We start from the raw sequence: 21,684 nt of genomic DNA on the forward strand, positions 1-21,684 counted from the left end.
GGCCGTCCCCGACGGCACCGCCCGAGCCGATCATGGTTGGCGTACCTCGGCGGCGGTCACCGGGCCGGAACGGGCCGGTTCGCTGCGCCGATCGGGGTGGCGTCTCTACCGTCGGTGCCATGGGGTACGAGGTGCCGTCGGCCCGTCCGGCCCGGCGGCCACGCCGGATGCGGGGCGTCCTGTCGCTGGCCGCGGCGGGACTCTTCGTCTGCTGCGTGGGCGCGGCCGGGCTCGGCGCCTGGAACTACCAGCAGGTCCGACAGTCCTCCGGCGGGGCGCGGGACGCGGCGGAGGCGTTCCTGCACGACCTGACCAGCGGCGACGCGGCCGGGGCCTACGACAAGCTCTGCGGGGACACCCGGGCGCGGTGGAGCCGGGACGACTTCGTCCAGCGGATGTCGGTGCCGCCCACGATCAACCGGTACGCCATCGACGACGTCGCGGTCGCGACCGACCGGGGCCAGGTCCGGGGCACCGTCACCGCCAGGCTGACCCGCCGCTCCGGTGCGGTTGACGTGCGGGAGATGCCGATGGTGAAGGACGGCGACCGGTGGCAGGTCTGCGGCGATCCGTTCTGAACGTGACCCGCCGCACCTGATGCCAAGAACTCTTGACGTAAAGAAGAGTTGACGTCACGCTCGACGTCATGACCACCTCACCCGCCCCCACCAGCCGCGTCACCGTGCTGGACCGGATCGCCGACTGGGCCCTCGACCCCGACGGGCGCACCTACGGCGACGAACGCGAACGGCTGCGCTGGTACGAGGGCATGGCGACGGCCGCCATGATCCAGTGGATCGCCCTGCCGTGGGCGGCGGCGGCGCTGGTGTGGATCGGCGGCCGACCCGTGGCGCCGTCCCTGGTGGTGCTGATGGTCCTGCTCTACCTGCCGATCCTGCTCTGCGCCCGGTACGTCGCCCGGCGTCGGGTCAACCCCCACCAGGTCCGCTGGACGACCCGGACGATCAGCACGGCCCTGCTCGCCGGTGTGCCGTACCTGCTCTTCCTGTCCGGCCTGGCCCACGCCTACCAGCTCCTCACCGGCCCACCCGCCTGGGCCGTTCCGCTCGGCGCGACGATCGGCGTTGGCGGAGCCGCCGTCGGCGTACGCCTGGACGCCCGCCGCCGGCAGCGTGCGGCCGACGCCGAGGAACTCGACTGATGGTCCGCACCGGTGGGCCGGTACGGGGACGGCCGGACAGTGCGGCCGGCGCGGGGATACGGGTCCAGCGCCGGGCGGCCGGACTGACCCAGCAGCAGCTCGCGGACGCGGTCGAGGTGAGCCGACAGACCATCATCGCGATGGAGACCGGCGACTACGCACCGTCGGTCTACCTCGCCATCAGGATCGCCCGCACCCTGGAGACCTCCGTGGAAGCCCTCTGGGGCTGACGGTCAGCGGTCCGGAGGTCAGGGGTCCCGTGGGCCGACGGTCAGCGGTTGCCGCCCAGGTCGCCGTTGCGGTAGTGCCGCCGGCACAACACCTGGTAGCGCACCTCGGCCGCGTCGACGGTGTCGCCGATGACCACCTGCTCGCCCTCCCGGGCCACCGTCCCGGCCACCACCCGGGCGTTGAGCAGCCCCGGCCGGCCGCACCAGCAGAGCACCTCGACCTGGATCCGGCACACCTCGTCGGCAAGCTCGAACAATCGCTGCGCCGCCGGGAACAGGCAGGAGCGGAAGTCGCTGGCCAGGCCGAACGCGAACACGTCGACGTCGTACCGGTCGACCAGCTCCGCCATCTGCTCGACGTGCCGCACCGTGTAGAAGCAGGCCTCGTCACAGATCAGGTAGTCGACCCGGATGCCCGCCGCCCACCGCGACCGCACCAGTTCGCAGAGGTCGAGTTCCTCGGTGACCTCGATCGCCTCGTGGGCCAGCCCGATCCGGGTGGTGATCTGCGGGCCGAGCGAGCGGTCGATCCGGGTCAGCACCAGTCCGCGCCGCCCCTGCCGGGCGTGGTTGTAGTTCATCTGCAGGGCCATCGTGGACTTGCCGCAGTCCATCGGTCCCCAGAAGAACTTGAGGGCGGCACCGTGGCGTAACCGACCGTCGCCGGCGGCGAAACACGCGGCGGACAGGGCGGACTCGGCTCCGACCGGCTGGGCCCGGTCGGTACGGATGTCGTCGGTCACGGTCGGTGAGCCTAGGCCACCCGGCGTTTTCGTACGACCCGCCGTGTTGATCACCACTCTGGTCGTCCGCTGGTCATCTGCCGGTCACCGCCCCCGGTCGGGCCGCTCGTCCTGGTCAGCCCACTCGTCCGGGGCCAGCGCCGGGGTGAGGTGCTGTTCGAGAATCGATCGCAGTTCACCGGCCAGGCCGGGATCGGGGCGCAACAGCTCCTGGAACCGGCGCTGCCAGATCTCGGCGAGCGCCCGCTCCAGCTCGGGATCGCCGGCCCGCCGGGCGGCCAGCACCTCGGCGCGCAACTCGGCCAGGTCGTCGGCCACGGCGTCGGCCTCGCCGGCCCGGACCCGTCGCCAGAACGCGACCACCTCGGCCCGGACCGCCGGCCATCCGTCGCCGGCCAACGCGCCGACCAACGTCGTTCCGGCCGCCACCGCGATCGGCTCCATCCCGTGCCCCCTGCCTCGTACGGCTCTGCGGCCTCACAGTAGGGCACAGTGGGCGGTCCGGGCGGCGGGTGGCCGATGCCCGTCCCGGCTCGACCCGTCCGGCCAGCCGCCGCCGGAAGCGGGAGCGGCCGAGGTCAGAGCCGCGCGGGCGGTACGTTTCCGGCGGCGACGATCGCCCGGCGGATCGGCACGGCGAGCAGCAGCACGAAGCCGACGATGAAGAACGCCAGCAGCGAGATGATCGCCACCCGGTAGCTCTCGGTCATCCCGTACGCCAGGCCGAACAGCAGCGGCCCGAGCCAACTGGTGCCCTTGTCCGAGATCTCGTAGAGCCCGAAGTACTCGGCCTCCTTGCCCTTCGGGATCAGCTGGCTGAACAGCGACCGGCTCAGCGCCTGACTGCCGCCGAGGACGATGCCGATCCCGCCGCCGAGCAGCACGAACGGGATCGCCTGGTTGGCCGGCAGCCGGAACGCGACCGCCAGCACCACCGTCCAGAGCACCAGGCTGATCAGGATCGTCTTCCAGGCGCCGATCCGCTTGGCCAACGCACCCATCCCCAGCGCCCCGGCGAAGGCCAGGAACTGCACCATCAGGATGGTCGGCACCAGCACGTCGTCGGAGAGCTTCAGCTCCTCGGTGCCGTAGACGGCGGAGAGCGAGATGACCGTCTGGATGCCGTCGTTGTAGATCAGGTACGCGATCAGGAAGAACAACGTCAACGGGTACGCCTTGAGGCTGCGCAGCGTGTGCCACAGTTGCCGGAACCCGTCGACCAGCAGCGGTCCCTGGGCCGGCCCGGCCACCGGCGGGCGGTTGCGGAGCCGTACCAGCGGGATGGTGGTGAACGCGGCCCACCAGATGCCCGCCGACACCATGCTGTACCGGGCGACCTCGCCGGTGTCCATTCCGAGGGAGTCCTTGAACAGCACCGCCGCCACGTTGATCGCGAGCAGGAGCCCGCCACCGATGTACCCGATCGCCCAGCCGACGCTGGAGACGCTGTCCCGGTCCTCCGGCCCGGCTATCTGGGGCAGGAACGAGTAGTAGACGACGATGCTCGCGCCGTAGGAGATGTTGGCGACCAGGAACAGCCCCGCACCGAGCAGGTAGCGGTCACCGGTGAGGAAGAGCAGCCCGATCGTGGCCGCCGAACCGATGTAGGCGAACAGCGCCAGCATTTCCTTCTTGTGCGCCGACCGGTCGGCGACGGCGCCCACCATCGGCAGTACGAAGACGGTCAGGAACACCGACAGCGACACCATGTACGGGAACAGCGAACCGGGCGCGATGTCGATGCCGAGCAGGCCGATCCGCTGGCCCCGGCACGGGTCGTCCGAGGCGCACCCGGCGGCGGCCTTCGCGATCGACGTCAGGTACGGGCCGAGGAAGACGGTGATGACCGTCGTGTTGAACGCCGAGTTCGCCCAGTCGTAGAAGTACCAGCCGACGCGTTCGTGGCGGGTGCTGGGTGGCGCGTCCTCCGCCGTCGCGGGAAGTGTCTCGGCCATGATCGGTCCTTCGGCGGGGGTCGGGCGGTGTGTGGTCCGGGCCGACCTACCGATCGGAGGGCCAGTGTCCGCGACTGAGGTACGCCTCGCGCAGTACGTCGACGTGATCGGTCATGATGCCATCCACACCCATGTCCAGTAACTCGTTCATCTCGGCGAGTTCGTCGATGGTCCAGACATGCACCTGTAGGCCCAGTCGGTGGACGTAGTCGACGAATCGCCGGTCGACCACCCGTACGCCCCGGTACCGGACCGGGACCTGGGCGGCCACCACCGTCGGCGGCAGCGCCAGCCGCCGGTTCGCGAGCGAGGCCAGCCGTAGCCGGGCCACCCCGCGCAGGCCCAGCGAGGTGGCGACCTTCGGCCCGGCCAAGAGGCGCAGCCGGGCCAGTCGGGTGTCGCTGAACGACGCGAGCAGCACCCGGTCGCCTCCGCCGACCCGTTCGACCGTGCGCGCCGTGGCGACGACCGCGCTGTCGGCCTTGACGTCGACGTTGAACCGGATCTGCGGCCAGGCGCCGAGGACGTCGTCGAGCCGGGGTACCGCCGCGGCACCGCCGATCCTGATCGTCTGCAGGTCGGCCCAGCGCAGTCCGGCGATCCGGCCCCGTTCGCCGGTCATCCGGTCCAGTGTCGCGTCGTGGAACACCACCGGCACCTCGTCGGCGGTGGCGTGGACGTCGGTTTCGACGTACCGGTAGCCGAGCCGGACCGCCCGGGCGAACGCCTCGGTGGTGTTCTCGTCGCCCCGTGCGGCTCCACCCCGGTGGGCGAAGGCCAGCGGAGTGGGCGCGTCGAGGTAGGCGAAGTCCCGGATCACGCAGCGAGTATGCCCGGCGCGGTTGGCCGTCGGATGACCGGAGGGCGGCGCTTTCACCCGGCCGACGGTGAACCCCGGGGACAGTAGGGTGCTGCCATGCGGCTGCTCGCCATCGACTTCGGCACGTCCAACACCGTCGCCGTGGTGCGGAACGCCGACGGCCGGAGCCGGCCGCTGCTCTTCGACGGCACCCCGCTGCTGCCGTCGGCGGTCTGCCTCGACCCGGCCGGTGCGCTGCTGGTCGGCCGGGACGCCGAGCGGGCCGCCCGGCTGGATCCGGCCCGGTTCGAGCCGCATCCGAAGCGACGGATCGACGACGGTGCGGTGCTGCTCGGCGGCCGGGAGGTGCCGGTCACCTACCTGGTCGCGGCGGTGCTGCGCCGGGTCGCCGTGGAGGCGGAGCGGCAGCTCGGTGGCGTCGACGAGGTCCGGCTCACCCATCCGGCCCGGTGGGGTGAGCGGCGTCGCTCGGTGCTGGTCGCCGCCGCGCTCGCCGCCGGCCTGCCGCCCCCGCGCCTGGTCGTCGAGCCGGTCGCGGCGGCGGCGTACTACCCGACGGTGCTCGGCGCGGCGATGCAACCGGGTCGGGCGCTGGCCGTCTACGACCTGGGCGGCGGAACGTTCGACGCGGCCGTGGTACGCCGCACCGTGGGCGGCTTCGAGGTGCTCGCCGAGCTGGGCCTGACCGACCTGGGCGGGCTCGACTTCGACCAGGCGCTGGTCGAGCATCTCGGCCGTGGCTACGCCGGGACCCGGCCCGAGCTGTGGCACGGCCTGGTGAGCCCGGCCGACACCGAGCGGCGCCGGCAGCGGGCGCTGCTCTACGACGACGTCCGGGGCGCCAAGGAGCTGCTGTCCCGGATGTCCAGCGCCGAGGTGCACCTGCCGGCGCTGGACATCCGGGCCCACCTCACCCGGGAGGAACTGGAGTCGCTGATCCGTCGGCAGCTGCTCCAGACGGTCAACTGCCTGGCCCGGACCATCGCCGCCGCCGAGCTGGATCCCGCCGACCTGGTCGGAATCTTCCTGGTCGGCGGTTCGAGCCGGATTCCGCTCGCCGCCCGGCTGATCCATGCCGAACTGGGCATCGTCCCCAGCACGCTCGACCAGCCGGAGACGGTGGTCGCCGAGGGAGCGCTGTGCCACGGCACCCCGCAGTCGCCCGGCCATCCCGCGGATCCGGCACCCCGCCACCCCGGTCCCGGCGGTTCGACGGCGGAACCCGGCGACCTGGTGGCGGCGCGGCGTGGCGGTCCGATGGAACTCGGGGGTCCCGTGCTTCCCTCCGGACCGGGGCCCGGCGCGGTCTGGTCGGGCGCCGGACCGGCCGGGCCGCCGACGGGCCAGCCGGCACCGGGTCCGGGTCGGACCGGCGCCGCGCCCACCACCCGGGCCGGCGGATTCTGGTACGGAACGACCGGGCTGGTCTGGACCGGATCCCTGGCCGTGCTGGTGGCGGTCGCGCTCGTCGTGCTCGTGGTGGTGGCGGGGGCCGGCTGACCGGCACTTTCGGCCCTCGGCCCGGTGCTGGCTCGACTCCACCGGACCGCTCACCGCCGCGGCACCACGAGCCCGGGGCCAGCTTCGGCACCGGCACCGGTGCGGAGCGTCGGTGGCGGTCCGGGTCGCGGCCGGCGGCGGCCCGCCGCGACCCCGGCCAGGCACAGGGCGCCACCGACCAGGGTGAGCGGTGCCGGAACCTCGTCCAGGAGCAGCCAGGACAGCAGCACCACCAGCGCCGGCACGACGTACGTGGTGGCACCCATCCGGCCGGCGCTCGTGCGGGACAGCGCGTACGCCCAGGTGGTGAAGGCCAGCGCGGTGGGGAAGACGCCCAGGTAGACCATGTTGAGGGTGGCGGGAAGCGGCGCGTGCGCGGCCTCCGACACGAGTGTGCCGGCGAAGGGCAGGCAGGCGACGGCCCCGATGAGACAACCGAACGTCGTGACCGGTAGCGCCCCGGCGTGCCGGAGCGCCGGCTTCTGGGCGACGACGCCGACGGCGTACGCCACGGCGGCCAGCAGACAGAGCAGGACACCGGATACGGAGGTCCGGCCGGTGTCGGACGTGGAGATCCCCACGAGCACCGCGCCCGCGAAGGACACCGCCATGCCGACCAGCAGGGAACCGGGCAGACCCTCACCGAGGAGCCTGCCGCCCAGCAACGCGATCAGCAGCGGCCCGATGTTGACGAGCATCGCCGCCGTTCCCGCGTCGACCTCCCGCTCGCCCCAGTTCAACATCACCATGTAGCCGCCGAACCACAGGACACCCGAGCAGACGATTCCCGGCCAGGCGGCCCGGGGCGGCCACCCCGTACGGCGCAGCAGGCTGATCGCCCCCAGCACGGTCGCGCCGGCGAGAAGTCGTCCCAACGCCAGCGATCCCGGCGAGTAGACCGATCCGGCACTGCGGATGGAGACGAAGGCCGAGGCCCACAGGACCGCGGTCACGGCTGCCGCGGCGAGGGCGGGCCAGTCCCGCCGACCGCCGGAGTCCGACGAGTTTGTCATGCGGGAGACGCTAGGCTGGGCACATTTCGGCGCCGACCGAAGTATTCGGGTGCCAGCGGGAGGTTCCGACCTGCCCGGCGGACTCCGCGACCCCCAGCCGGAGCCGTCGCTGTCCGATCAGCGCAACGTCGCCGGAGCGATCCCGAGCAGTACGCCCAGCGCCCGCTCGCCGTCCGGAGTCACCTTCACCGCCCGTTCGGTTCCGATCCGGACGCACCACCCGGTGTCGAGGGCGTGCCGGCACAGCACCGCCCCGGCGATCCCGGCGAGGTGCGGCTTCCGCTCGGTCCAGTCCAGGCAACTCCGGACCAGCGGCCGGCGTCCGGCACGTTCCAGGACCAGGCCCTGGTCGGCGAACCAGCGCAGTCCGGCGTCGGTGAGCGCGAATCCGGCATGCTGGTGCAGCAGCCCACGCTCGGTCATCGCCGCCACGATCGCGATACCGAGCCGCCCCGCGAGGTGGTCGTAGCAGGTACGTCCCCGCGCCATGGCGCTGCCCGCGCTCGCCGCGCGCAGCGTGCCCGGCCGGTCCGCCCCGGGTGCGACCTGGGCGGCGAGGTCCTCGACCAGGTGCGCGACCTGAGGGTCGGCCAGCCGTACGTACCGGTGCCGGCCCTGCCGGTCCTCGCTGAGCAGTCCGCCCTCGACGAGCTTGCCGAGGTGCTCGCTCGCGGTGGAGGCGGCGACTCCGGCGCGCCGGGCCAGTTCGCCCGCCGTCCAGGCACGGCCGTCGAGCAGGGCCAGACAGAACTCGGCCCGGGTCTCGTCGGCAAGCAGGGCGGCCAGTCCGGCCAGGCGGGCGGCGACGTGCGGGGCGCGGGGCATCCACCCAGTCTGCGACAGGCACGTTTCGGCGGCCACCGAAGGGTTGCCCCCGCCGTGGCGGACCGGACCGACGGTCAGCGGTTGTCCGGCGACCAGAACCGGGCCAGCGCGCTCGTCGCCGGATCCTCGGAATCGGCCAGTGTCGCCCACGGGTCGCCGTCGGCCGGCAGCTCCGTTCCGGCGTAGTCGGCCAGTTCGTCCGGTACGGGTGCCGGACCCGCCATCGTCGTCGGATCGACCGGCGTACCGGCGTACGGGGCGCCGAGCAGGCCCGGATCCGCCCACGGGAAGCCGTCGACCGGCTCCGGCGGCGGACCCAGATCGGACGCGTCCGGCGCCGGCCAGGCCGGTTCCGACCACTGCGCCTCGTCGCCGTACGGGTCGAGGTCCGGGTCCGCGCCGATCGGCGGGTCGGCCGAACCGAAGCCGGCCTCGGCGGGCACCTCCGTCGACCCGTCCGGCCCGGTCCCGGCCTCGCCGTCGGCGTACGGGTCACCGTCGGCGTACGGGTCGAACCCGGGCGATCCGGTGCCGAAGCCGTCGTACCCGATCGGCTCGGGCGGCGCATCGGACGCCCCGGTCAGATCGTCCGGGGCGGCGTCGGCCGGGCCGAAGCCCTCGACCGGGTAGCCGTCGCCCTCGGGCTGGTCCGGGCCCAGGTCACCGAACTCCCCGCCGTCCGGGCCGTCGAAGTCCGGCTGGTCCTCCGGCCAACCGGCCCAGTGGTCAGTCATGTTCCCGCTCCCGAGAAGTCGGTGGCCGGCGCCGGGGCAAGCGCCCGGGCCCGCAGGAGTACCTCGTCGACGTTCTTTACCCGGGCCCGGACGGTTTCCCGCTCCGCCTGCGTCGCGGCCCGGCGCCGGGCCCGGCTGGCCTGGTCCATCGCCGCCGCCGAGTCGATCTCGGCGATCCGCTCGTCGAGCTGCCGTAGCCGCCGCTCGATCGCGTCGTCCAGGGCGAGCGTGAGCCCGTACTGCAGGTCGGTGAACCGGTGGGTGATCTCGTCCGACAGCGCCGCCCGGGCGTCGGCGACCACCTCCCGAAGCCACATCCGGGCCTGCTGCCGGTCGGTCTGCACCCGACGCCGGTAGAGGATGAAGCCACCGGCGGCCAGCCCCAGCCCGAGCCCGGCGAACGGGATCAGCAGGCTGCCGCCGACCAGTGCCCCCGCGCCGAGCGCGGACGCACCCGCCATCGCGCCACGGCCGGCCATGAACGCCATCGAACCGGCCGACAGCGCGATCATCATGTTGTCGGGTCCGCCACCCTCGCGGCGCGGCTTGCTGGCCAGGGCGTGCCGCAGCGTCGCGTTCAGCCGGCCCAACACGAACCGCAGCTCGTCGGGCTGGAACACCTCCGCCAACACCCGCTCGCCGACCTGCCGGAAGCGGACCTCCAGATCCTCCGACAGCCGGATCGAGAGCGCGTGCAGGGCCTCGTCGACCTGCTGCGGCAGGCTCCTGATCTCGTCGCCACGGGCCCGGTCGACCCGGTTCAGGAAGTCCTCCTGCAACGCGCCGACGTACCCCCGCAGCAGGCCGGTGGCCTCGACCCGGGCCCGCTGCGTCTCGGTGTTCAGCGCCAGCGACCACTGCCGGGACTCGGTACGCTTGCGGGCCGCCAGCGCCGCCCGCTCCTGCTTTATCCGGGCCACGTCAGCAGGGTCGGGATCGGTGGCCCGGAGCCGTTCGCCGAGTTCCAGGTCCCAGCGGATCAGCTCACTGCGTACCGTGCGCAGCAGGTTGGCCTGCCGCAGCAGGTGTCCCCGGGAGGCGAGGCCGATCAGCGCGTGCTGAAGTTCGGCGATCCGGGACTCGCGGACGAGTTCCCGGGCCGCCTCCGCCGGCATCGTCCGGGACAGCTCGGCCAGCCGGGCCGAGACCGGAAACCACGGCGCGGAGCCGAACCGGGGCGCGTGCGCCTGCAACTGCGCCCGGTTGTCGGCCAGGATCGTCCGCCAGCCCGGATAGGCATCGGTCTTGGTCAGCGCGAACACCACCAGGTTCACCCGCTTGCTGGCCTCGATCAGGAAGTCCAGCTCCGGCTGGGCGAACGGGGCGGCGGCGTCGACCACGAAGAGCAGGGCGGTGGCCCGGCTGGCCGCGTCCAGCGCGATCTGGGCGTGCGCCGGGTCCAGCCCGCCGGTACCCGGGGTGTCCACCAGGCTCAGGTACTGCAACAGCGGCGCCGGATGGGTCACCTCGATGTGCCGGGGCGGCCGCTGGTCCTCGGGCAACCGCCCGAGCGGGGTGGCCCAGTTCCGCAGGTCCGAGCAGGCCAGCGCGACCGGCTCGGCCCGCCCCGGCAGCCAGGCCCGCGCCCCGGGTTCGGCGCCGGGCAGGAACTCCAGATAGCAGGAGGTGGCGACCGCGACGTCGACCGGCGACAGGTCCGGCACCCCGACCAGGGCGTTGACCAGCGAACTCTTGCCGCGTTTGGTCTCACCGACGACGACCACCGACGGCCGGGTCACCACCCGGCGGCGCAGCCCGTCGACCTCGGCCGCGGCATCCGGCGCGACCTTACGCAGGAACGCCAGCCCGCCGTCCACCGCACCGGTCAGGGCACTGCCCAGCGCGGCCTCCGGAGAACCGCCGCCGCTGCCGCCGGTCCGCGCACCCGGCGTCCCGGCGACCGTACGGCCGGCGGTCACCGGACACCTCCCTCGGCCCGTACCCGCTGGGAGAGCAGGAAGAAGCCGCGGTGGGCGACCTGCGCCACGCGGGACTGGGCCGGGCTGGCTCCGGCGACGGCGTAGACCCGCCACCTGGTGGCGGCCTCCAGTGCCGCCCGGGTGAGCTGCTCCGGAGCGGCGGCCGGCAGGCTGAGGATCCAGCGCGGATCGGTGGAGAGCGCCAGCCGGGTCAGTTCCTGCTCCATCGGTTCCGGCAGCTCCACCGATCCGGAACTCACCAGTTGGGCCACCTCCAGCAACCGCAGCCGGTGGTAGTCCGGCTGCTGGAGCACCTGCTCGATCGCGTCCCGGAGCAGTTCCCGGTCCTCGGGGCGGGCGGCGTGACTCGCCAGCTTCTCCAGGCTCGACAACCCCCAGCCGGCCTTGATCGCATCGGTACGCCACCGGAACGCCTGGTCGAGCGTGTTCCGCAGCCGGGGAAAGCCGGACGCCTGGAACAGCAGCCGGACCAGGTCCCCGCTGGCCAACTGCGGCTGCGCGGCGAACTGGGCGATGGCGAAACCGATGCCGTACAGGTCCAGCAGCCGCAGTAGCCGCTCCCGCTGCTCCCGTGGCACCGGAGCGTCCCGCGAGGTGAACAGGTCGACCGAGGCGAGCAGCACCAGCCGCTCGCTCTGCGGCAGCCGGGCCATCGCCCGCAGCGCCTCACAGTCCGCGGCGGTCAACCGGCCGGCCTCGGTGGTCTCGGCGAGCAGCCCCACGATCGGCACCACCTCCGACACCACCCGGCGGAGCACCCCGGTCTGGTCGGCGGCCAGCGGTCCGGCCACCGGCCACGGGTCGGCCGCCCCACCGACGAGCTTGTCCACCTTGTTGAACAGTCCCAGCGAGTTGATCGGGTTGCTGGCCAGCCGGGCGGATACCGATCGGAACGCCTCCAACGCGGCCACGTCGTCGTCCCGGACCGACTGGGTGAACACGTAGATGATCGCCTCGGCACCGGCGATCGCGCCGGCCGAGTCGTCGTCGATGTTGTCGTCGAACGGGGCGGCGGCCGCCTCGAAGAGGAACCGTCGCGCCCCGGCGCTGACCGAGGTGTTGGTCGACGCCAGGCCGGGGGTGTCCAGCACGGTGAGGTCCCGCAGGTGGTCGCTGGTCAACGTCACGTCGACGTACCCGATCTCGGCGCGTGGCACGCCGAGCCGCTGCGGGATCATGCCGGCGTCGTCCAGCGGCAGGCTGACCCGGCTGCCGTCCCGCCGGACCACGTCGACCCGGTCGGCGGTGCCGTAGCGGAACTGGGTGACGATCCGGGTGCACTCGCCGACCTCGGTCGGTGCCACCCGCCGGCCGATCAGCGCGTTGACGAGTGTCGACTTTCCGGCCTTGAGGCGGCCGGCGATCGCCACCCGCAGCGGTTCGTCGAGCCGCCGGCGTATCGCCAGCACCTGGTTCTGGGTAGCAGGGCCGAGTCGGGGCCCGACCTCGTCGCAGAGGCCGGCGACCCGGGCGCTGAGCGGACCTGGGCCCATGACTCGTCAGCCGGCGGTGCGGTCGGCGACAATGGTCGGAACCCGGTGGTGGCACGCGCTCATCTCGTCTGCTGTCCTTCCGACACGGCGGCAGGGGCGGGCTGTCCCTGCCGGACATCACACTACGAATATCCTGCCGGCGCAGGATCCCATGTTCGTGCCACCGTCTCACGCGGCGGTGGCCGCCAATCCGGGCGGGGAGGACCAGTGCGGCACGCGTCGGTCGGCGACCTGTCCGATCAGTTCCGAGCCAGTGATCTTTCGGACATCGGCCGCGACGGGCCGGGCGACGCGGCCCGTGACGTCGTCGAGGTAGGCTCCGCGCTGCTCGCCACGCCCGGCCTGGTCGTCCTGCACAGCGGGCCCGGCGGCGGACGCAGCACCGCGCTGGCCCGGCTCGGCGCCGCGTTCCGGGGACCGGTGTTCGCCGGCGGTGGCCTCGCCAGTCTGCCGACCGAGCCGGCGTTCGCGTTGGCCCGGGCGGTCCGGGTCCGGCTTCCCGGGCACGATCCGGCGCTGCTCGCCGAGGCGGTGCGGTCGCGGGTACGCACCGGCCTGCTGCTCCTGGACGACCTGCAATGGGTCGATCCGGCCACCCTCGCCGCCCTGCTGCCGCTGGCCGCGCACTGCCGGGTGGCGGTCGCGCTGCGTACCCCGCACCGGCTGCCGGCCGCGGCGGTGACAGCGCTACGCGCCACCGCGGCGGGATGGCTCGCGGTGCCGCCGATGCCGGTCGAACCGGCGACCGCCCTGGCCGCCCGGGTCGCTCCCGGGCTGGGTGCCACGGCCGTCGCGGACGTGGTCCGGCGGGCCGGCGGGGTACCGCTGGCCGTGGTGACGCTGGCCCGCCGGGCCGCGAGCCGGCGGGCCACCCGGCCCGGCGTTCCCCACCAGCCGGAAGGGTCCGACCACGAGTCCGCCGCTCGGCGGCCCGACGTCGACGCACCGGGCCCCGATCCGGCGGGGCGCGATGTCGAGCAGGTCGGCTACGCGGTCGCCACCGCCCTGGCCGACCTGACCCGACCGGCCCGGACCGCGATGGCCGCGCTGGGACTGCTCGGCCGGCCGGCGGCGGCCACCGTGCTCGGCACCGGCGTCGACGAACTCGCCGACGCCGGCCTGGTGACCCGCGAATCCGCCAGTGGTGTCGGAGCGGTCGTCGCCCCGGTGTCGCCGTACGTCGCCGAGATCGCCGCCGGCCTGCTCGACGACGCCGGTCGCCGTGCACTGCACCGTCGGCTGGCCGAACTCGTACCACCCGAGGAGGCGGTCCGGCACCTTGCCGCGGCCGGTGACGGCGCGGCCGCGTACCGGCTGGCACTTGTCGCGGCGAACGCCGCCGACACCGCCGGGGCCCGCGCCGAACCGCTGCTGCTCGCCTGCGGGCTGCCCGGAGTCGAGCCGGAACCGGCGGTCCGGGTCGCGGCCGCCCAGGCGGCGCTGGCCTGCGGTCGCCCCCGGGCGGCGGTCCGGGTGCTGACCACCGCCACACCGCTCGGGGTGGATCCGGACCTGCTCCGGGGCGAGGCGCTGGTCCAACTCGGCGACCTGGCCGGCGCCCGGTCGGCGGTGGCCCGGATACCGGACTCGGCCACCCCCGAGCAGCTCGCCGCCCGGGACCGGATCGTGCTGCTCGCCCAACTCGGCACCGAGCCGGCCGAAGCGGCCCGGACCACGGCGCGGCTGCTCGCCGCCCACGGCCGGGAACCGGCCCATCCTGGGCTGCGGGCCGCGCTGGCGGCGGCACAGGCCGCGAACCGTGACCCGGGCTGGGAGGCCGCGCTGGCCACCGCCGCCGCGGCGGCGGGATCGGCCGGCGACCCGCTGTCGGCGCGGTGGAGCGCCTGGTCGCTCGTTGAGACGCTGATCGCGGACGGTCGGCTCGGCGAGGCGGGCCAGGTCGCCGAGGCGGCCGAGCAGGCATGCGTCGCCGACCTGGCCTACAGCTGGCAGACCCGGTTCCTCGCGGCCCGGCTCTGGTGTGCGGCGCTGCGGGGCGGGCTGCCCACCCTCGGCCCCGACGAGGCGTTGCGCCGGGCGGGCGACCTGACCGACCGCACGCTCCCGGGTCCGGCCCGGGGATACGCGGTGGCCGCCGCCAGCCTGGTCGAGGCCGACGGCGGACTGCTCGGCCCGGCCCGCGCCCGGCTCGCGGCGACCACGATCGGGTCCGCGACGCTCGACGCGCTGCTCGACTGGGTCAGCCGGGAGGCGGCCTGGCTCGACGGTCAACCGGAACGGGCCGGCTGGCCACCGTCCGGCGGGCCGCCACTCATCGACGGCCTCCGGCAGATCACCGCCCGGTGGGCGGCCTACGACGGCGCCCGCGCCGCCGGTGCCGAACCCGGGAGCGACGCGGCGGCGACCGGATCCGGCAACCTGTCCGGTGTCGCACCGGACGGTGACCCGATGCCCGGCGGCAGCCAGCCCCGACCGGCACCGGGCGACGACGCCGCACCGTGGCCCGGCAACGGCCCGACCGGCCCGTCCCCGGTCCGCCAGACGCTGGCCGCCTGGGACGCGCCGGGCGGCGACCCGGCCGGCTTCACCCTGGCCGCCGACGCCTGGCGGGAACTGGCGGTCCGGGAGGAAGTGCGCTGCCTGCTGGCCGCCGGACTGCACGAGCCGGACCCGGCGCGGGGCGTTCCGTCGCTGCTGACCGCCGAACAGCGCGCCGAGCAGGCCGGGCTGGTGGTGCTGCTGGGCCGGACCCGTCGGGCACTTCGCCGGCACGCGGTGCGCCGCGACAACCGTGGTGCCCGCTCGGACGGCGACCTCACCGACCGGGAACGCGAGGTGCTGCGCCTCGTCGCGGCCGGCGAGCCGACCCGACGAATCGCCGGCCAACTGGGTATATCCGCTGAGACGGTGGAAACCCACGTCCGGTCCGGGATGCGCAAACTGGGAGCACGCACCCGTACCGAGGCCGCTGCGCTGGCGCTGGAGGTGCTGTGACGGGTGCGGAGGATGCGGCGATGAATGATCCACCGCGTTACGTCGTGCCCTCTGCGACGGACGCGACCAGCGTGCTGCGCCGGTTGGCCCGGGACGGTTGGCTGACCCGGGAGGGCTTCGCGGTGGCCGAGCCCAGCTGGGACCTGGCCACGGCGAAGCTCGTGCTGTTCGGGCGGGTGCCGGACACCGAAACGGTCCGGCTGGCGGTGCTGGCCGCCGCCCGGGGCGCGGGTGTGGTGGCCATCGTGGACCCGACCGGCGAGATCGGCCGAGCCCTGGTCGACGACCTCAGCCGGCTGGGACCGGTGTACCAGGACCCGGACGACGAGCCGGAGACGGACGACGAGTCGGCGCTGAGCCGGCTCATCCCGGAGCAACGGGCGCTGCTGGAACGGCTGGCCGACGGCGAGACGATCGCCGCGGCGGCAGCGGCCGAGTTCCTGTCGTTGCGGACCGCGAACCGGCGGATCGCCCAGGCCCGGGAGGCACTCGGGGTGCGTACCACCCGAGAGGCGGTGCTCGCGTACGTGCGCCAGCGTCGCTCGTAAGGAAGGGCCCCTTCTTATCGCTTTCTGTAGAGGAAGGGCCCCTTCTTAACACCTCAGAACCGGATGCGGGCCGCGATCGGCAGATGGTCACTGCCGGTCGCGGGCAGCGACCAGACCCTGGTGACGGTCGCCGATCGGGCCAGGATCTGGTCGATCCGGGCGACCGGCAACGTCGCGGGCCAACTGAACGCGAAACCCGGTCCCGCCGTACCCAGTTGCGAGGTGACCGGGTCCAGCCCACGGTCGTCGACCGTGCCGTTGAGGTCGCCGAGCAGGATCACCTCGTCCAGTTGCTCGGCGGCGACGGCCGCACCGAGCAGGGCGGCGCTCTCGTCCCGCCGGGCAGATCCGAAGCCGTCCGGCAACCCGAGCCGCAGCGAGGGCAGGTGAGCCACGTACACCGCGACGTCGCCCCGCGACGTCCGGGCCGTCGCCCTCAGACCACGGTTCCAGTCCGCGCCGAGCCCGGCCGGTCTGATCTCCAGCGGGCGTACGTCCGCAAGAGGGAACTTCGACCAGAGTCCGACCGTGCCCCGCACCGCGTGGTGGGGGTACGTCGACGCCAGTGTCTCCGCGTAGCCCGGCAGTGCGGGCGGGGTCAACTCCGCCAGGGCGATGAGGTCGGGCTCGACCTCCATCAGGGCCCTCGCGGTGCCCGCCGGGTCCCGGTTCTCGTCGCTGACGTTGTGCGCGACCGCGGTGAGGTCGTACGGCGTGCCGTCCCCCGGCCGCAGCAGGCCACCGAAGACGCCGAGCCAGGCGACCACGGGCAGCAACAGGGCGAGGAGGGCGACGAACGAGCGACGGAGCACCGTCGCGCCGAGCAGTACCGGTATCGCCAGGCCGAGCCAGGGAAGAAACGTCTCCAGCAGGCTGCCGAGCCGGCCGACCCTGTTGGGTACGACGTCGTGGAAGGCCAGCAGGCAGGCGACGAGCCCGGCCAGCGAGGCGACGATCCGGCCCCGCTGCCAGCCCGACCGCCCGCGCGGATCGGCACCCCAGCCGGCGCGGCCGCCCCAGCCGGGAACCCGGGCCAGCCAACGGGAGGTCGACGTCGGGCTCCGTACCGCCGTATCCCGGTCGGCCCGGGTCGCCGTCGGATCGCTCACTGTCGGCCCCCTTCACGCGTCGGAATCCACGGTCCGGATTCCGGGAACCGAGGGTGCCATACGGGACCGCTGACCTAATTGGGTGGTTCGGGGCTGCCGGAGTTGCGTACCGTTCCCGATCGCCACGTCGTCACGGAAGCGGATCATGCGAGTGCCCTACCCCCGCACCCCCCACCTGCCATGGTCGGCGGGGGTTGCCCCGGACGACCTGCGGGTCAGCGGCCTGGCGGGGCTGCTGGGCCGGGAGGTCGTGGTCACCGAGAAACTCGACGGGGAGAACACCACGCTGTACCGGGACGGACTGCACGCCCGCTCCCTCGACTCGGCGCACCACCCGTCCCGCGCCTGGATCAAGGCCCTGCACGGCAGGATCGCCGCCGGGGTGCCGTCGGGGTGGCGGATCTGCGGGGAGAACGTCTATGCCCGGCACTCGATCGGGTATCACAATCTGGAAAGCTGGTTCTACGCCTTCTCGGTCTGGGCCGGCGACCGTTGCCTGGACTGGGACCGGACGGTGCGGTTCACCCGGGGATTGGGCCTTCCGGTTCCGCCCGTGCTGTGGCGGGGCACCTTCGACGAACGGATCCTGCGTACGCTGCGGCTGGACCCGGCCCGCCAGGAGGGGTACGTGGTGCGGACCGTCGCCGGGTTTCCCCAGCACGAGTTCGGCCGGCGCGTCGCCAAGTGGGTACGGCGACACCACGTGCGCACGGACGAACACTGGATGCTCGCCCCGGTGGTGGAGAACGGCCTCGGACCGCTCGCCCCGCTCTGGGAGGTCCGGTCCGGTGGCACCGTGGACGTACCGCGGCTGCTGGCCGCTACCGGGATGACGGGCACCGACCTGCGGACGGCCAGCCGTCCCGGCGCCATCGAGCCGACCATTGTCGACGACGACACCGTCAGGATCGGCGGGGCCGCCATCGACGGCTTCACGGTCGACGGCGGCACAGTGAACGGCACCACGGTCGACGGCGGCACAGTGAACGGCGTCGCGGTCGACGGCACCACCGGCACCGGGGCGGTGGCCGTCGACCGTGCCGAGGCGGCGGTGGCCGACGTCAGCGCGCGACTCGCGCTGCTGGGCCGGGCCGGCGATCTCCGGCTCGCCGGTGTGCTGGCCGCACTGTTCCACGGCAGCCCCCGGACGTGGCTGGCATCCCGGCTGGTGTCGCCGGTCGGGATGCCGCTGGCGCGGCGGGTGGCCGATCTCGTCGGCCTGTACCCCGGCCTGCAGCGGCGGTTTCCCGACGAGGAGCGTCGGGCCGGTCTGGTCCGGCTGGCCGTCGCGGCCGATCTCGCGGTCCTGCACGCGGTCGCCGTCGCGGTACTCGCCGGCCGTACCGACGGGACCGCGGTGCGGGCGCGCGAGGAGGTCGCCTGGTCGGAGCTGCATGCCGACGAGGCCGACCTGCTCGGGGTGGCGCCGCTGGAGCCGCTGCGGGCGGAACTGCGGTCGGCACTGCGTGACCACGCTCCGGACGTGGCGGACCGGTGCTGGGCCGAGACCCGGGAGGCGTACGCGCAGGGCCGGATCCGCACACCCGGCGAGGCACCTGCGGCGAGTTGGCGGTGGCGGTCCGGGGACTTCCCCCGCCTCGTCATGCTCGTGGGGCCGTCCGGCAGCGGAAAGAGCACCGTCGCCCGTAGCCTTCCCGGCGTCGACGGCGTCGTGTCCCTGGACGACCTGCGACAGGCCCGGGGTTCGCGCGCCGACCAGCGCGCGAACGCGGCCGTCCTCCGGGAGGGCCTGCACCGGCTCGACCGGCGACTCGCCGACGGCGGGACGACCGTCTGGGACGCCACGGGCCTGAACCGGCAGCAGCGTTCCCTGGTGCACGCCGTGGCCCGCCGACGGGACGCGTTGACCACGCACGCCGTGCTGCTGGTTCCGGAGGACGTCCTCGTCCGGCGCAACGCCGGCCGGGCCCATCCGGTGCCGTCGGAGGTGCTCGCCGCCCAACTCCGTCGATTCTGGCCGCCGTATCCGGGGGAGGCGCACCGCACCTGGTACATCGGAGCGGAGGGAACCGTCGCCGACGTCGCCGGGACCCTGTCCGACGACCTGGAAGCCTGGGCCGTCGACCCGCAGGACTGGGCCGTCGACGACGCTGGCGACGTCCTCGCCGACGTTCGGCCGCGCGAGGCCGGAACGTGGTCGGTTGCCAGCGGTTCACCGTCCGGCGCGCCGCCGCCGCCTCCGGTGAGGGGATGACCGCAGGATGCGGACCAGCGAGGAGATCTACCACCGGATCCGCTGGGATCCCCGGTTCGATCCGGCCCGCTTCGTGCTCGGGGTGACCGTCCGGGGGCCCGGCCCCGCCCGCGTGCCGCTGCCCGCGTTCGTACCCGGCGGCGACGTCCCATGGCACCGGGTCCTGTTCATCGAGGCGGACGGTGAGGTGGTCTGGGACCGGTCGACAGGGCTGGACCGGATCGACTCGTCGTCGGCCGGCCGGGTCCGGGATCCGCGCCGTCTCCGCGCACCGTTCTTCACCGCCGGTACGCCGTTCCGGTGGGATCCGCTCGTCGGCTGGCACGACGCCGTCATCCCGGCAGCCACCACGACCGGTCCGGCGGCGGCGGTACGGCTGCGCGTACTGACCTGGAACGTCCTGTGGGACCGCTACGACGGCGATCGGATCGACACGGCCCGACGAAGGCCGCTGCTGCTGCGGGCACTGGAGCGGGCCGACGCGGACGTCATCGCCCTGCAGGAGGTCGAGGCGGGACTGCTCGACCTCCTGCTGCGGGCCGGTTGGGTCCGCTCCGCCTACGCCCTCGGCACCGACCCGGCGGGCCGGGACGTCGACGACACCGGCCTGCTGCTGCTCAGCCGTCTGCCGGTCCGGGAGGCGGGGCGGCACGTCCTCGGCCCGCACAAGGCCGTCGCGGCCATCACGGTGCAGACCGCCGCCGGACCGGTCGTGGTGGCGGGTACGCATCTCACCAGCGACCACGCCGAGCGCGGCGCCGCCCGGCGCGAGACCGAACTGGCCCGGCTCGCCAAGGTGCTGGGCGGGATCGCCGGTGACGTGATCCTGCTCGGCGACTTCAACGACGGCGGGATCGGCCCGGCCGTCCTCCCCGGCCTGCGTGACGCCTGGTCCGAGGCGCGCGGTCCCGACGACGTCATGGCGACGTTCGATCCACGGGTCAATCCACTGGCCGCCGTCTCCACGCTCTCCGGCAGCCCGGCCCGACTGGACCGGGTGCTGTTGCGGGGTGCCAGACTGCGGGCCGGGGGCACGGCGATCCTGGGCGACGCCCCGGCCACTCCGGACGGGCTGTTCATCTCGGACCACTACGGCGTTGTCGTGGAGGTCACCGTCGGAGAGGACCCGACCGGCGGAGACGGGCGCATCCTCCAGCATCCGGATCCGACCGATGCCGATCGGTCCTTCGTCCGGCGTCCGACCCAGCCCGCAAACTCGTTTCTGCCGGAACGACTGACCGGGCGGTGGAACGGGTTCCCGGCGGCAGGGGAGCGGCACCGGATCGTCCTCGCCCGCCGGGTCGTACGTCGGCTCAGGGCGGCGCTACCGGAGGTGGCGGTACACGTCGTCGGCTCCCGACGTATCGGCTCTGCGCTGGCCGGTGCCGACCTGGACCTGGTTCTGGCGGTGCCCGGACAGGTCGACCTGTCGTCGGTCGAGACGCGGGTGCGCGTGGCGCTGCCGACGGCGACCGGAGTACGCCAGGTGGTCGGTGCCCGCGTGCCGGGGCTTCGGTTACTGGTCGAGGACCTCGACGTCGATCTGGTCGTCGTGCCTACCGCTGACGTCCCGGCGGGTGTCGCCGTGGCCCGGCGGGCCGAACTGGAAGAGGCCGCGGCGATCGCCCTGAGTGCGGTCAGCGACGCGGACGCGGTGCTCGCCGCGGTGGACTCACGTCGTTCCGCCTTTCTCGGGCTGGTCCGGCAGGTGAAGGCGTGGGCGTGGGCGCGTGGTCTGGACTCCGCGCCGTTCGGCGGGTTGCCCGGCCTTGCCTGGACGGTGCTGGCGGCGCGAACGGTGTGCGACGCCGGTGATCTGCCCCGGGCCGACCTGCTCCGGCACTTCTTCGCCGAATGGGCCACCTGGGACTGGCGTCGACCGGTCACGCTGCGGCCGGGCCCTCCGGACACCGACACTCCGTCGTCCATCCGGATCCTGACGCCGACCGCGCCGGTCCGGTCCTGCACGGCGCAGGTCGGTACCGGCGGACGGGACCTGCTGATCCGGGAGTTCCACAGCGGGTGGGAACGCGTCGAGGCGGCCGGGTCGAGGCCCGGTTCCCGGCCGGACCTGCTGGCGCCTCCACCGCTGCGGCAGCGGCATGCGGCATGGGCGGTGCTGACCGTACGGGCGGTCCGGGGCGAGGCATCCACGGTGACGCTGGGCCGGGTCCGGGGTCGGATACGCGCTCTGCTCACCGATCTGGAGCGGGCCGGAGCACCGGACGCGCACGCCTGGCCCCGGCCGTACGAGAACGGATCCGGGGTGACCCGGTACGCGATCGGGCTCGGTCAGGCGCCACCGGATCCGCACCGCATCGCCGAAGTCGCCGACGCCTGGCTGGCCGGGCTACCGGGCGCCAGTGTCGAATGGGTGCCCGGCGACCGATCACCGGTCGCACCCTGAGCCGTCGTGCTCCGAGAGCCCCATACTCCCAGAGC

At 73.8% G+C, this 21,684-nt stretch carries 18 protein-coding genes; 8 read left to right on the top strand and 10 right to left on the bottom strand.

Features of this window, described 5'->3' with window-relative positions:
- Window positions 1-119: 119 nt before the first annotated feature.
- The 3 genes from ACFP2T_RS33880 to ACFP2T_RS33890 all read left to right on the top strand — a co-directional run bounded on the left by ACFP2T_RS33880 (window position 120) and on the right by ACFP2T_RS33890 (window position 1,392).
- A complete protein-coding gene (locus ACFP2T_RS33880) occupies window positions 120-578 on the top strand; it encodes an Rv0361 family membrane protein (protein WP_377429057.1) in 459 nt (152 codons plus the stop codon).
- 68 nt (window positions 579-646) lie between these two features.
- Window positions 647-1,162: a hypothetical protein gene (locus tag ACFP2T_RS33885; protein WP_377429059.1), complete on the top strand. Its 516-nt coding sequence runs from the start codon at window positions 647-649 to the stop codon at window positions 1,160-1,162.
- Window positions 1,162-1,392 carry a helix-turn-helix transcriptional regulator gene (locus ACFP2T_RS33890; protein ID WP_377429061.1) on the top strand — a complete coding sequence of 77 codons (231 nt, stop codon included), beginning with the start codon at window positions 1,162-1,164 and terminating at the stop codon, window positions 1,390-1,392. The genes ACFP2T_RS33885 and ACFP2T_RS33890 overlap by 1 nt, the downstream gene beginning before the upstream one ends.
- Window positions 1,393-1,433: 41 nt before the next feature.
- Here ACFP2T_RS33890 and ACFP2T_RS33895 read toward each other — a convergent pair whose 3' ends face one another.
- The 4 genes from ACFP2T_RS33895 to ACFP2T_RS33910 form a co-directional block, all read right to left on the bottom strand.
- On the bottom strand, window positions 1,434-2,081 hold the full coding sequence (locus tag ACFP2T_RS33895; protein ID WP_377429245.1) for a thymidine kinase: 648 nt from the start codon (window positions 2,079-2,081) through the stop codon (window positions 1,434-1,436).
- A 138-nt stretch (window positions 2,082-2,219) separates the two neighbouring features.
- Window positions 2,220-2,579 carry a hypothetical protein gene (locus ACFP2T_RS33900; RefSeq protein WP_377429062.1) on the bottom strand — a complete coding sequence of 120 codons (360 nt, stop codon included), beginning with the start codon at window positions 2,577-2,579 and terminating at the stop codon, window positions 2,220-2,222.
- 134 nt (window positions 2,580-2,713) lie between these two features.
- Window positions 2,714-4,090 (bottom strand): MFS transporter, encoded by a 1,377-nt coding sequence (locus tag ACFP2T_RS33905; RefSeq protein ID WP_377429064.1) that lies wholly within the window; start codon window positions 4,088-4,090, stop codon window positions 2,714-2,716.
- 46 nt (window positions 4,091-4,136) lie between these two features.
- A complete protein-coding gene (locus ACFP2T_RS33910) occupies window positions 4,137-4,910 on the bottom strand; it encodes a glycerophosphodiester phosphodiesterase (RefSeq protein WP_377429066.1) in 774 nt (257 codons plus the stop codon).
- A gap of 96 nt (window positions 4,911-5,006) precedes the next feature.
- Between ACFP2T_RS33910 and ACFP2T_RS33915 the strand changes: the two genes are divergently transcribed.
- Entirely contained in the window at window positions 5,007-6,410 is a 1,404-nt protein-coding gene (locus ACFP2T_RS33915) for an Hsp70 family protein (RefSeq protein ID WP_377429068.1), read from the top strand.
- Between the two features lie 50 nt (window positions 6,411-6,460).
- On the opposite strand, the gene ACFP2T_RS33920 is transcribed toward ACFP2T_RS33915, so the two are convergent.
- From ACFP2T_RS33920 to ACFP2T_RS33940, 5 genes are all read right to left on the bottom strand, one after another.
- Entirely contained in the window at window positions 6,461-7,423 is a 963-nt protein-coding gene (locus ACFP2T_RS33920; protein ID WP_377429070.1) for a DMT family transporter, read from the bottom strand.
- A gap of 117 nt (window positions 7,424-7,540) precedes the next feature.
- Window positions 7,541-8,248, bottom strand: a complete 708-nt coding sequence (locus tag ACFP2T_RS33925; protein ID WP_377429072.1) for an ArsR/SmtB family transcription factor — start codon at window positions 8,246-8,248, stop codon at window positions 7,541-7,543.
- A 74-nt stretch (window positions 8,249-8,322) separates the two neighbouring features.
- A complete protein-coding gene (locus ACFP2T_RS33930; RefSeq protein WP_377429074.1) occupies window positions 8,323-8,982 on the bottom strand; it encodes a hypothetical protein in 660 nt (219 codons plus the stop codon).
- A complete protein-coding gene (locus tag ACFP2T_RS33935; RefSeq protein ID WP_377429076.1) occupies window positions 8,979-10,901 on the bottom strand; it encodes a dynamin family protein in 1,923 nt (640 codons plus the stop codon). Before ACFP2T_RS33935 ends, ACFP2T_RS33930 begins: the two co-directional genes overlap by 4 nt.
- A complete protein-coding gene (locus ACFP2T_RS33940; RefSeq protein WP_377429078.1) occupies window positions 10,898-12,415 on the bottom strand; it encodes a dynamin family protein in 1,518 nt (505 codons plus the stop codon). Before ACFP2T_RS33940 ends, ACFP2T_RS33935 begins: the two co-directional genes overlap by 4 nt.
- 207 nt (window positions 12,416-12,622) lie before the next feature.
- On the opposite strand from ACFP2T_RS33940, the gene ACFP2T_RS33945 reads away from it, so the two are divergent.
- Together ACFP2T_RS33945 and ACFP2T_RS33950 are read left to right on the top strand one after the other, a co-directional pair.
- Window positions 12,623-15,370 carry a helix-turn-helix transcriptional regulator gene (locus tag ACFP2T_RS33945; protein WP_377429080.1) on the top strand — a complete coding sequence of 916 codons (2,748 nt, stop codon included), beginning with the start codon at window positions 12,623-12,625 and terminating at the stop codon, window positions 15,368-15,370.
- A gap of 20 nt (window positions 15,371-15,390) precedes the next feature.
- Window positions 15,391-15,918: a LuxR family transcriptional regulator gene (locus ACFP2T_RS33950; RefSeq protein WP_377429082.1), complete on the top strand. Its 528-nt coding sequence runs from the start codon at window positions 15,391-15,393 to the stop codon at window positions 15,916-15,918.
- A gap of 53 nt (window positions 15,919-15,971) precedes the next feature.
- Here ACFP2T_RS33950 and ACFP2T_RS33955 read toward each other — a convergent pair whose 3' ends face one another.
- Window positions 15,972-16,874: an endonuclease/exonuclease/phosphatase family protein gene (locus tag ACFP2T_RS33955; protein WP_377429247.1), complete on the bottom strand. Its 903-nt coding sequence runs from the start codon at window positions 16,872-16,874 to the stop codon at window positions 15,972-15,974.
- Window positions 16,875-17,172: 298 nt separating this feature from the next.
- On the opposite strand from ACFP2T_RS33955, the gene ACFP2T_RS33960 reads away from it, so the two are divergent.
- Both ACFP2T_RS33960 and ACFP2T_RS33965 read left to right on the top strand, forming a co-directional pair.
- Window positions 17,173-19,242 (top strand): RNA ligase family protein, encoded by a 2,070-nt coding sequence (locus tag ACFP2T_RS33960; RefSeq protein WP_377429084.1) that lies wholly within the window; start codon window positions 17,173-17,175, stop codon window positions 19,240-19,242.
- Window positions 19,243-19,249: 7 nt separating this feature from the next.
- Window positions 19,250-21,649: a poly(A) polymerase gene (locus ACFP2T_RS33965; RefSeq protein WP_377429086.1), complete on the top strand. Its 2,400-nt coding sequence runs from the start codon at window positions 19,250-19,252 to the stop codon at window positions 21,647-21,649.
- The last annotated feature ends 35 nt before the right edge of the window (window positions 21,650-21,684 follow it).

Source organism: Plantactinospora solaniradicis (assembly GCF_042658085.1).
In the GTDB taxonomy this organism is placed as follows: Bacteria; Actinomycetota; Actinomycetes; order Mycobacteriales; family Micromonosporaceae; genus Plantactinospora; species Plantactinospora solaniradicis.

Excerpts from the sequence above, each read along its gene's own strand:
- ACFP2T_RS33880 (WP_377429057.1), top strand. The coding sequence starts at position 120 with ATGGGGTACGAGGTGCCGTCGGCCCGTCCGGCCCGGCGGCCACGCCGG.
- ACFP2T_RS33885 (WP_377429059.1), top strand. The coding sequence starts at position 647 with ATGACCACCTCACCCGCCCCCACCAGCCGCGTCACCGTGCTGGACCGG.
- ACFP2T_RS33890 (WP_377429061.1), top strand. The coding sequence starts at position 1,162 with ATGGTCCGCACCGGTGGGCCGGTACGGGGACGGCCGGACAGTGCGGCC.
- ACFP2T_RS33900 (WP_377429062.1), bottom strand. The coding sequence starts at position 2,579 with ATGGAGCCGATCGCGGTGGCGGCCGGAACGACGTTGGTCGGCGCGTTG.
- ACFP2T_RS33905 (WP_377429064.1), bottom strand. The coding sequence starts at position 4,090 with ATGGCCGAGACACTTCCCGCGACGGCGGAGGACGCGCCACCCAGCACC.
- ACFP2T_RS33915 (WP_377429068.1), top strand. The coding sequence starts at position 5,007 with ATGCGGCTGCTCGCCATCGACTTCGGCACGTCCAACACCGTCGCCGTG.
- ACFP2T_RS33920 (WP_377429070.1), bottom strand. The coding sequence starts at position 7,423 with ATGACAAACTCGTCGGACTCCGGCGGTCGGCGGGACTGGCCCGCCCTC.
- ACFP2T_RS33925 (WP_377429072.1), bottom strand. The coding sequence starts at position 8,248 with ATGCCCCGCGCCCCGCACGTCGCCGCCCGCCTGGCCGGACTGGCCGCC.
- ACFP2T_RS33930 (WP_377429074.1), bottom strand. The coding sequence starts at position 8,982 with ATGACTGACCACTGGGCCGGTTGGCCGGAGGACCAGCCGGACTTCGAC.
- ACFP2T_RS33940 (WP_377429078.1), bottom strand. The coding sequence starts at position 12,415 with ATGGGCCCAGGTCCGCTCAGCGCCCGGGTCGCCGGCCTCTGCGACGAG.
- ACFP2T_RS33950 (WP_377429082.1), top strand. The coding sequence starts at position 15,391 with ATGAATGATCCACCGCGTTACGTCGTGCCCTCTGCGACGGACGCGACC.
- ACFP2T_RS33960 (WP_377429084.1), top strand. The coding sequence starts at position 17,173 with ATGCGAGTGCCCTACCCCCGCACCCCCCACCTGCCATGGTCGGCGGGG.
- ACFP2T_RS33965 (WP_377429086.1), top strand. The coding sequence starts at position 19,250 with ATGCGGACCAGCGAGGAGATCTACCACCGGATCCGCTGGGATCCCCGG.